At 41.8% G+C, this 9,405-nt stretch carries 12 protein-coding genes and 12 tRNA genes; 1 reads left to right on the top strand and 23 read right to left on the bottom strand.

Going from position 1 to position 9,405, the window contains the following annotated elements; all coding sequences use genetic code 11:
* Positions 1–205: 205 nt before the first annotated feature.
* From J6I68_RS15405 to J6I68_RS15300, 22 genes are all read right to left on the bottom strand, one after another.
* Positions 206–949 carry a hypothetical protein gene (locus J6I68_RS15405; RefSeq protein WP_292221593.1) on the bottom strand — a complete coding sequence of 248 codons (744 nt, stop codon included), beginning with the start codon at positions 947–949 and terminating at the stop codon, positions 206–208.
* The gene (locus J6I68_RS15400) at positions 943–1,899 is read right to left on the bottom strand and encodes a MarR family transcriptional regulator (RefSeq protein WP_292221592.1); all 957 of its coding nucleotides are present in this window, start codon (positions 1,897–1,899) and stop codon (positions 943–945) included. The genes J6I68_RS15405 and J6I68_RS15400 overlap by 7 nt, the downstream gene beginning before the upstream one ends.
* Before the next feature lie 330 nt (positions 1,900–2,229).
* Positions 2,230–2,302 (bottom strand) — tRNA-Gln (locus tag J6I68_RS15395).
* A 4-nt stretch (positions 2,303–2,306) separates the two neighbouring features.
* Positions 2,307–2,379: transfer RNA gene (locus J6I68_RS15390), tRNA-Lys, on the bottom strand.
* A gap of 4 nt (positions 2,380–2,383) precedes the next feature.
* Positions 2,384–2,455, bottom strand: a tRNA-Lys gene (locus tag J6I68_RS15385).
* Between the two features lie 4 nt (positions 2,456–2,459).
* Positions 2,460–2,532: transfer RNA gene (locus tag J6I68_RS15380), tRNA-Phe, on the bottom strand.
* Between the two features lie 4 nt (positions 2,533–2,536).
* Positions 2,537–2,608, bottom strand: a tRNA-Cys gene (locus J6I68_RS15375).
* Between the two features lie 4 nt (positions 2,609–2,612).
* Positions 2,613–2,683: transfer RNA gene (locus J6I68_RS15370), tRNA-Gln, on the bottom strand.
* 10 nt (positions 2,684–2,693) lie between these two features.
* A complete protein-coding gene (locus J6I68_RS15365) occupies positions 2,694–2,915 on the bottom strand; it encodes a helix-turn-helix domain-containing protein (RefSeq protein WP_292221591.1) in 222 nt (73 codons plus the stop codon).
* Positions 2,916–3,020: 105 nt separating this feature from the next.
* Positions 3,021–3,149 (bottom strand): hypothetical protein, encoded by a 129-nt coding sequence (locus tag J6I68_RS15360; protein WP_292221590.1) that lies wholly within the window; start codon positions 3,147–3,149, stop codon positions 3,021–3,023.
* A gap of 110 nt (positions 3,150–3,259) precedes the next feature.
* A tRNA-Ser gene (locus tag J6I68_RS15355) sits at positions 3,260–3,344 on the bottom strand.
* A gap of 9 nt (positions 3,345–3,353) precedes the next feature.
* Positions 3,354–3,437, bottom strand: a tRNA-Tyr gene (locus J6I68_RS15350).
* A gap of 4 nt (positions 3,438–3,441) precedes the next feature.
* Positions 3,442–3,514 (bottom strand) — tRNA-Glu (locus J6I68_RS15345).
* Positions 3,515–3,518: 4 nt separating this feature from the next.
* Positions 3,519–3,592 (bottom strand) — tRNA-Glu (locus tag J6I68_RS15340).
* Positions 3,593–3,631: 39 nt separating this feature from the next.
* A complete protein-coding gene (locus J6I68_RS15335) occupies positions 3,632–3,889 on the bottom strand; it encodes a helix-turn-helix domain-containing protein (protein WP_292221589.1) in 258 nt (85 codons plus the stop codon).
* Positions 3,890–3,917: 28 nt separating this feature from the next.
* Positions 3,918–3,989 (bottom strand) — tRNA-Trp (locus J6I68_RS15330).
* Positions 3,990–3,993: 4 nt separating this feature from the next.
* Positions 3,994–4,102 (bottom strand) — tRNA-OTHER (locus J6I68_RS15325).
* A 394-nt stretch (positions 4,103–4,496) separates the two neighbouring features.
* Complete coding sequence (locus J6I68_RS15320) at positions 4,497–5,009, bottom strand: nitroreductase family protein (protein WP_292221588.1); 513 nt, start codon at positions 5,007–5,009, stop codon at positions 4,497–4,499.
* Between the two features lie 18 nt (positions 5,010–5,027).
* Positions 5,028–5,426: a flavodoxin family protein gene (locus J6I68_RS15315; protein WP_292221587.1), complete on the bottom strand. Its 399-nt coding sequence runs from the start codon at positions 5,424–5,426 to the stop codon at positions 5,028–5,030.
* Between the two features lie 16 nt (positions 5,427–5,442).
* Positions 5,443–5,904 (bottom strand): glutathione peroxidase, encoded by a 462-nt coding sequence (locus J6I68_RS15310; RefSeq protein ID WP_292221586.1) that lies wholly within the window; start codon positions 5,902–5,904, stop codon positions 5,443–5,445.
* A 273-nt stretch (positions 5,905–6,177) separates the two neighbouring features.
* On the bottom strand, positions 6,178–7,374 hold the full coding sequence (locus J6I68_RS15305; protein WP_292221585.1) for an immunoglobulin-like domain-containing protein: 1,197 nt from the start codon (positions 7,372–7,374) through the stop codon (positions 6,178–6,180).
* Positions 7,375–7,399: 25 nt separating this feature from the next.
* Entirely contained in the window at positions 7,400–7,582 is a 183-nt protein-coding gene (locus J6I68_RS15300) for a hypothetical protein (RefSeq protein ID WP_292221595.1), read from the bottom strand.
* 135 nt (positions 7,583–7,717) lie between these two features.
* On the opposite strand from J6I68_RS15300, the gene J6I68_RS17315 reads away from it, so the two are divergent.
* The gene (locus J6I68_RS17315; RefSeq protein ID WP_330622536.1) at positions 7,718–8,359 is read left to right on the top strand and encodes a DNA cytosine methyltransferase; all 642 of its coding nucleotides are present in this window, start codon (positions 7,718–7,720) and stop codon (positions 8,357–8,359) included.
* 814 nt (positions 8,360–9,173) lie between these two features.
* Here J6I68_RS17315 and J6I68_RS15285 read toward each other — a convergent pair.
* Positions 9,174–9,405, bottom strand: a 232-nt coding sequence (locus J6I68_RS15285) for a hypothetical protein (RefSeq protein ID WP_292221584.1), incomplete at its 5' end; no start/stop codon positions are given.

Genomic DNA, 9,405 nt, shown 5'->3' with positions numbered 1-9,405 from the left:
CTGTATCAAGGGCGCAAGCGCCGCTTCGCGGAAACCCTTGACACAGGGCATCCAATCAGCTTGTTGGCAGTCAAGCAGAACAAGGATAGGGTGTGTAGCCGAGGCTACTACTCAACCCACACAAACTGATGAAGCCTCAAAAAGAATAAGTGATTATCTAATCGTAAAAAGAAATAAATCTAATACACTTATCTATTTATTGTTCTTATAAGTACTTTGAACGAAGGATTTCTAAAGCATCCTCCATAGATATCTGTAATCCAAGCTGCTTTGTCCTTACAGGTTCAGATACAACTTCTGTCAGAAACGCTTCAATACTCTCGCGAACAAGTCCTTCGGTCTCTATGTTTACTTCAGGGTCAACTATCTGAAGAAGCCTGAACACATCGTTCTTATGCTTTTTATAGTCGCGTTCATTAACATGTTTCCCTTTTGATTTTCTTCGCTTCAGATCAACCCAGGCATACATTTTAAAAGGAATTATATAATCAGCACCTAAAACACTGATACCATCAACAACTCTTCGCCCTTTTAACATAAAATCATAAAAATCATCGTTCAATAAAATTGCCGATAAACTGGAAGTATCATCATCTATATGAATTGGTATAATCCATTCTTCGACTTCAAGATTGTACCCAGGCTTTCTTGAAAACAGTTCTATCATCACAGGATATCCATCAATCGGCTCAGTGAATCTGTAAAAATGCATTTTATCACTGTTTTTCCAGCCGCATTTGTATTTGCCTTCCTTGATATATTCCCAAAAGGTTTTTGCAAACTCTTCCTTTTTATCCTCTAAGATCAGAATCATATCAATATCTTTGGTCAGCCTGAAATCAATATCAGCCTCCGACATAAGAATATCGCAGGCTGCTCCTCCAATGACTGTGTAGCAATCTTCAAATCCTCTGAATTTATCTCTAAAAGAATCAATTCCCGCTACCATTTATACTCCTCCAAAAAGCTTTGTAATTCGCCTTCAACACGTTCATCCGCATTGTCTGACAGGCTCATGGCAAGTGATACCGGATCTACTTCGCCGTTATTTGCAAATAGTCCCGGATCATATTTCCAGAGCTCTACTTTACTAGTTTTAATATTTTCTTGCCATCTTGTATCTATCTCTTTTAAGTAATTAACAATATCACTGCCTTTAAAAACAGCATATGTGTCTTCCCCGGGAGCAGCGAGCATACTGTGCCTGCTTAGCATAGTTTCTCCTGCAATGAATAATCCCTTTTGCGTAATATCCGTATGGATGGTCTTTTGTACCGGGTTTATAAGATATTCTTTAGCCGCTTCATAAAACTCAAGCCCTCGGAATTCAGGAATCATTCGAATTTCTTTTCCTGCATATTCTTCTCTGATAAGACTCATCTGCTTTAATTGTTCTGATGCTCTGGTGATGGATGTCTTAGTCAGTCCAAGATCTTCTGCAGCCTGTTTCTTGATAAAGAAATCTTTTTCATTGTGATATAGCAGATAAAGGAACAGGCATTGCGTTGCAGGCATCATCTTATCAAGAGCTACATTCTTTTTCTTCCTAAACCTATTACTTAACATAACACCAAGAAAAGGAAGGTAAATCTGATCCGGTAATGAAACGAATGGGATTTCCTTAGAAATTAATGCATCTCTTTGAATCCTTGTGAGATTTTCAAAACAAAAAGCAACATTGGTTTCCACCTTATCCTCATATTGTACAAGTTGTTTCTTGAGCGCTATAGAACCAAATCTATCTCCTTCTGTCAATTCAACCAGCAAAAATGATGCCTCACCCATGACAGCTCTGTAGAATTTTCTCCCATTAGTCATGTAAAAAGGCAGACCATTAAGTTTTGTTTTCTCCAAATGACAATTTATGCCAAAAGTGTTTTTTAAAATATTTTTCAGCATAATATCACCTCGATAACATTTTTCTTTAATGATAACATTTATAATGTTATCGAGCAATATTTATGTTGCCATGCTATTATCATTTACATCCGTCCTGTATTATTACCCTTCTTTAGTCTACTTATGCCCGCCTAGCTAATACCGCTCTTCTCTGACAATCCTCTAACGAATCACTCTCTTAAACACATCATAATTTCTAGCATGCATAACGTGATAATTCATAATCTTCGACTAATTTAGGTACCACTCCCGCTTCAACCATTTTGCCCACTTGGGCAAAATGGTCATCAATACTTGCTTCGCTGTTTTGGCATGCTATTATTGCCTTATTTACGGTAGCAGGACTCGAACCTGCAACACCCTGAGTCAGAGTCAGGCGCTCTACCAATTGAGCTATACCGCATTAGTGCTGCTGGTAGGCCTCGAACCCACGACCTTCAGATTAAGAGTCTGCTGCTCTTCCAACTGAGCTACAACAGCTTAGTGCTCCCCACGGGGGTTGAACCCGCATCTCTCGGCTTAAAAGGCCGGTGCATATCCGCTCTGCCAAGGAAGCATAATGGGCTCGGACGGTATCGAACCGCCTACGCAGAGATCTTCACTCTCTCGCTCTACCATTTGAGCTACAAGCCCTAAGAGACATAGGTGGGATTCGAACCCACGATGGCGGAGTTGCAGTCCGCTGCCTTTCCAGCTTGGCTACCATGTCTTAACTACGGCACTTGGAATCGAACCAAGGTTACCGGAACCAAAATCCTGTAGGCTACCATTACCCCATGCCGCATTGTGCAGTCTTAATCGACTGCAATTATGTCATCAATCGGAACTTCCAGGTAAACTGAAAGAGCTACAATCCTGTCGATGCTTGGAAGCACTTCTCCTCTTAGGTATCTATAGACAAGGGATGTACTTGCTCCCAGGTACTCAGAAACCTCTGGCACTGAATGTCCACTCTCTCTGATCAGTTCCCTGATCCTGATTCCTGTTCCTTCGATATCAATTACTGGATAATCCATCTTTTTAATCTCCTTTTTTCGCATTAAAAAACCACTTAACTCTTGCAAGCTAAGTGGCTACAGATCTCATAGACCTTATCTATTCTTAATGCTCCGGATCATCCATCACTTGATATATCCAGGACCACTTTCCACCAACTTGCAATTTGCATAACTAACAAAGCACTTCTGATTTTTGCAGAACTGCATGAACTGTTTGTTATTAAATTGCTTGTTGATAGTAACGTAGTACATTTACAATAAATCCTCTTAACTTTCTGCTGCTCTTTGAAGCTCCATATCTTTGTTCTGTTTGTATTATCGTCCTACGGGACCTGTTTGTATAGTGTCATCGGATGACACAGCGCCGTGAATAGGGATCGAACCTATCTTCCAGTGAAGGAAACCGCTGATTAGCAATCAGGTGCCTTACCACTCGGCCACCACGGCATATTAAAGTGGGTGGAGCAGGAATTGCACCTGCGGTGTTTCTAATGTGGGAGTTTTACAGACTCTTGCCCTCGCTTCTAGGCATACCCACCCATAATACCTCCTGTCGGACTTGAACCGAACATCCCTGGCTTGAGAGGCCAATGTCCTGACCTTTAGACTAAGGAGGCATAGTGATCCCAACGGGACTCGAACCCGGTATCTCTGGCGTGAAAGGCCAGTGTCCTGAACCATTAGACTATGGGACCATGTGCAGGCATTATTGTGCCCGCTAATCTATATTCAGTTCATGCGATTAATGAATAAAGCCATTCCCCATCAGTTACGATAATGTCATCCATGGCAACTCCGAAAACAGCTGCCAATACAACTAAATTGTCTAATGTCGGCATAGCTGTTCCATGCTGCCACTTGTAAATTGCCTGTGGAGTAGCAAATCCAAACACATCCTGTAAATCCCTAACAGACATACCGGCTGCCACTCTTAAATCTGTAATTCTCTGTCCCGTAGCGACCATGTTGATCGCTGGAATATTCTGTGTCATTTTTGACTCCTTTCTGGCTTTAGCCAAACAGACCCGCCAGGACTTGAACCCGGACTAACAGTTTTGGAGACTGCTGTGCTGCCAATTACACCACGAATCTTTAGCGCAGAGCCTGGGATTCGAACCCAGATACCCTTTCAGGATGGCGGTTTTTCCCCTACGGGGACTAGCTTTGCGTCGCTCCCGCTGCTGTACCAATTGAGCCAACTCTGCATATTTTTAGGCAAAAGAAAAACCGCTTGCCTTGTCATCTAAGGTAAGCGGTGCGTAAACATGTTTATCTATAAGCTTCCGATCCGGTCTCTATACAATCCGGCTCTTTGCCAAAACAACATTATCTCGCATTTGCCTATCCTTAAATGAGCGCATGAAATTAAACATCCACTCTGATTTGCTCTGGAGTGATGATTCATAACTTTCACTATAAAGGCAATAATTGCGATTCATTGTTGTCATGTCTCTTTCTTTTCCTTTCCGGGAGCTCTTATCTGCTCCGCTTATCTCTCTTATATATCGAATAATAACACCGGTAAGATTAGTTGTCATTATATTTGTAGTATAAAAAATGCCATGCAACGGCATTTATACCGAAACATGGCGTATAAGCTTAGATATAGCTTACAGTTTCTGATAACCCTTTTCTACTACTGTGATTATCAAGTGGTCCGGCTCCTTCTGCAGCATAGCCAAGGTCCAGGAGCATCAGAATCTCTTCATTCTCCGGAAGGCCAAGGTCTTTTGCCAGTGCTTCGGGATCAAAGAAATTGAGCCAGCAGCTGTCCACTCCTTCGTTTGCTGCAGCAAGGATAAGGTGAGTTGCCACGATAGAAGCATCCTCAATTCCGGAATCTCTTTTACCCCCCGGATATGTAAATACATTGTTCTTATCAAAAGCTACAACAAGTACTGTAGGAGCGCCATAACGGCAAGGTGTTGCCTTATCGATCTTAGCCAGATTCTCTTTTGACTCAACAACATAGATATGCTGCTCCTGAAGATTCTTGGCTGTAGGAGCCAAGCGCCCTGCTTCAAGGATCTCATTAAGTCTTGCCCTGTCTACCTTTCGCTCACTGTACTTTTTGCATGAATAACGGTTCTTTACTACGTCTTTGAATTCCATTGTGAACTCCCCTTTCTCTTAACAGTTCTCCGCGCCAAACTTCTTTGCTGCTTCAAGTTTACCATCTATATTTAGCATATGTGCATAGAAATAATCATCAGATACAGTGATTCCCTTGCCTTTAAAGATCTTCTTTAGTGCAACGACTGTTCTCCTGGACCAGTTAGATGTTGTGAAAAGAACTATCCGTCCCACCATGGCAGGATCAAGATTCTCTGAATACTGCCTGAGTTCAGGCGCCATGATATTTGCATATGGAGCTCCGCCCAGGAAAAGAACATCTGCCTTCTCTGTGAGTTTGGGTTCATCGTCAATACTTACAGCATTAGTTCCAGCCACTTCAGCTATCGCCTCGGCAATTCTTCTCGTGTTTCCAAATTTAGTTCTTGAACAATAACGAACTTCCACTTTACTCATCTGCCATCTCCTTAAATCAGAGCAAAGACTCTATACTTTGCTGAAGAGTTTCCGGTTTCTGCGAAGGAGCGAATCTCTCTACGGCATTGCCATTCTTATCTATGAGGAACTTTGCAAAATTCCACTGGATTCTCCCGGGCTTCTGGTCCTTAAGGTACTTGTAAAGAGGTGCTGTATCTCTTCCATTCACCTTGATCTTCTCAAAGTGGGGAAACTTCGTATCATATCTCAATCTGCAGAAGTTATCTATCTTCTCGGCACTTCCCGGTGCCTGGAATGCAAACTGATTGCAGGGAAAATCAAGAATCTCAAATCCCTGCTCATGGTACTTTTCATAAAGAGCTTCAAGGCCTTCGTACTGAGGTGTCAGGCCACACTTTGTCGCAGTATTTACCACCAGCAGAACCTTTCCTTTATAGTCTGCAAGTGATACATCATTTCCCTTATTGTCTTTTACAGTAAAATCGTAAATGTTCATTTCTGTTTCCTTCCTGACTTTCTTTAATAGCTAGTCTTTTTCGCTCTATCTTCAATTTTATATTTTGTTATATTTAATTGTGTGCAACGCTTATTATAATACCATCCCTCAAAAAATCAAGCCCCTGACTTCAAAAAGTCAGAGGCCTGCACAACACATTATTTGTTTATTCCGTTGGCAATTACTACGTTGATGTTATCGACTTCTATCTTTTCCCTCCTTATTCCTCATCCGGCAATCAAAAACTGCGCGCTTACAGTATACCGATTTAAACTATCCCCTTCGCTGCTTGCTGGCTCCTGAATCCAAAACTGTCTTGGTTATCTTATATGTCCCAGGTTCAAGCTTTCCGTAAAGCCATTCCCAGTTAGTTTCAATCTCAGCTTCCCCATTCTTTGGAATATTGTAGCCGATATCAGTGAAAACTCCGTTATCAATTATCATCGGAACCGCTTCCCACTTCTCACCTTCAAGTTTCTCAAGCGTGTAGTCTTCTCCATATATCAGCTCGCCAGTATTCTTATCATCGTATTGCCTGAAATGAACAGTCAGCCCTGAGGTCGTCACATTGCTTACACTCATCATGACTCCAATAGCTTCAACTTCAGAATCTGAAATATACTGTCCTATTCCGCCTTCAGTCCTGCTGGTATCAAACTTAAGCGTATCCAAAATGGTATCTGCCTCTTCCCACATATGGCCTATCCAGGAATCGCAGTCTATACTCTGGGCAACTATCTGCGGACGCTCATCGCCAAAAGTAATGAAGTCCCAATGTTCATGATCATCATATGTGCCAACATGCGCTGTATATCCCGCTAATGTAATCTCTTCCTGTGAAAGTCCTGTTCCGCAAACGCCAAAACTGTCTGAGCAAAAGAGCTCTATATGCCCTGCATCTGCAGATTTTGGTTTTAGTATCAACCCGTATAGACCATAAGTGAGCTTCCCATCATCCACTGCAGAAGTCTCCGCAGTCCACCCTTCCGGAACAACTACAGACATCTCTCCATAGGGTCCGCCCACTGAAACTGTCTGCTTTTCATAAGCACTTCCTGTGGCAAAAGAGCTCCATTCTCCATAAACTATCTCGGCTCCGTTGCCTTTAAATGCCCTTACTCTTATTCTGAAATCGAAATAATCCTGAGCACCGGTAACATAAGAATTATCGGCAATCTCGACAGTTTCAGGTTCTCTGTATTCCTTTTCTGAATAATACTTATTCTCCTCAGAGACTTCGTATCCTTCAGCACCCTCAACCGGATCCCACTCGAAAACAACCTCTGCAAAGTCTTCTCCCGGTCTCAAAATACCGTCTTTCACCGCAGGCACACCAAGAGTATCAACTTCGACCGCTTCCGGTTCACTCACTGTGCTGGAACCAACTCCGCTATCTGCCACTTTATTGTTTCCACATCCTACAGCAGCAACCGTAATAAGCATTGCCATAGCAACACAAAATCTTTTCATACGGCTCCTCCAACGCTTAACGCATTCATATATCCTTTGGCCACTCCGAGCCAACGTCTAATCCATTCTCCGTAAGCCAATCATCTTCCACTGACACATATTTCTCATTACCGGCATCATCCACAAGTGTAACTGATACCTTGGGCTTCTGGCCTGGCTGCAGTTCTTCGCAGCCATAATCCCCATCAAAGATCTGCTTTATCTTCATCACTTAACAACCTCTTTAAAAGCTGCTCCTTATTCTCTATAAACATCTTTGTAATCTGATAACTGTCCGTGTCCTCATAATCAATCGGATGAATCTGCCCATCATCAAAACTTAGTATCTCCGCCCCAGGAATCCTTGTTTAGATATGATATAGAAAGACTACCTGATGGCGGGTACGTTGTATTCAATGTGGATGGTAATAAGGCAAAAGGCGATTCTTTAGAAAGACTTACAGGATATCTGTTCAATTTATGTGAAGCCTTTAAGGGAAATGGAATAAAAACTAAAACAAATCAGATAGACTGTTTTGTTAATAACAGATTTTATCTTGGCTTTGGTTTGTTTAATAACATAGGTTCAAGAATTGTTATCGAGTGTAAAAATGAATCAAAAGTTCCAAGTGGGAGCTATATATCAAAACTGCACAGTATCATTACAAGTATTAATGCTGGTGGAAATGAAAAATATGTCAAACTTGGAATAATCATATCTAAAGTACGTCCCCCAAAGACATATAGGGAGCAGGCTGTTAGGTATTATTTAATGAATAGAATCGTAATAATAAGCCTTTGGAAGGAGGACTTTGATAGGCTTATTAAACAAAAGGCTAGGGAAGCCGCAAGACTTCAGTCGTTCCCTGACGATTATGAGTTTATAGGACCAATGACGGATCAGTATAGAATGATAGGGAATGCCGTTCCTCCTGAATTGGCCAGGAAAATTGCATGTGCAGTATACGAGCTTTTTCTTCTTTCTCCAGAAGTGCTTCGTGAATAGTCTCAAGTTCTTTATCAATGCTGTCCATGAGCTTATCCCATTCCTTTATGCTCATCTCCTGGCTGCCTATCTGGATTTTGATCTCAGTTTCATTATTGATAAGCTTATAGAACAGTTCTGTCCTGAACGCATTTATCTGCTCTGTCAGTGCAGTATTGTCCACCTCTGACTCTTTCTCAGCATCAGGAGTTTCTGACTCTGCAACAGCTTCCTCTGCAGTCTCAGCTTTCTCTTCTTCTATCTCCATGCGTTTCCTGGTGCAATGATTATACTCATGGATAGCACGCATTATAGCGTTGAGATCCTCTGGAGTGAACATACTCGCTGCCTTGGAGAGAGTATCAATGTTGTCCACGTTGACATGAAGGCTTCCACCACTAGGAAGGGCAATCTTAAGGACCTTATCCTTTTCATACATATTTCCGAGCGTTATGGCATTTTGCTTGTAATCACAAACAAAAGTAACTCCTTTGTACTGTATGACTCCATCCTTCGCCAGAAAGCTGTATGGACATTTTTTCTCAGTTTCAGCCTGTAGCTTCTGTCCAAAGCTTTCAGTCTCACTTATGACGGGAGTTCTCTCTTTTCCAGCTGCAGATCTTAATGGTCTTGTTAAATAATCATTCGCTATCGCTGCTATACCCATGTTTGCCTCCAGATAACAAAAAACGTGCCCTTTCAAGGATGTTCATTCCATTGAAAAGACACGCATTTCCGTTGCTATCTTTTATATCGGCAATATTCTTTAAATGTTTAGCTGCGGCTCTGGGTGCAAGGTACCCTCCGAGAGATATACCTATGATCGTCACATCCTTCAATTTGAAATAGTCAATGCAAATATCACTGACCAGGATACTACAATGATACCTAAAACCAACTTGATGCCCACTTCCGGCCTGAGGTCGTAGAATTCCATTTTGCCAAATCCAATCAGAGACATCAGGACTCCAATTATGATCATGATCAATGGTAGCAGCGTCGCAAACAAAAGAAGGAAAATAGCTGCTGCGAAAAAAGCATCTACTCGTAAGCAATCACTGATCATT

The sequence above is a fragment of the Butyrivibrio sp. genome (genome assembly GCF_017940685.1).
GTDB lineage: Bacteria > Bacillota > Clostridia > Lachnospirales > Lachnospiraceae > Butyrivibrio.
Note: the sequence above shows the minus strand (reverse complement) of the source record. Positions and strands in the feature narration are given on the sequence as shown.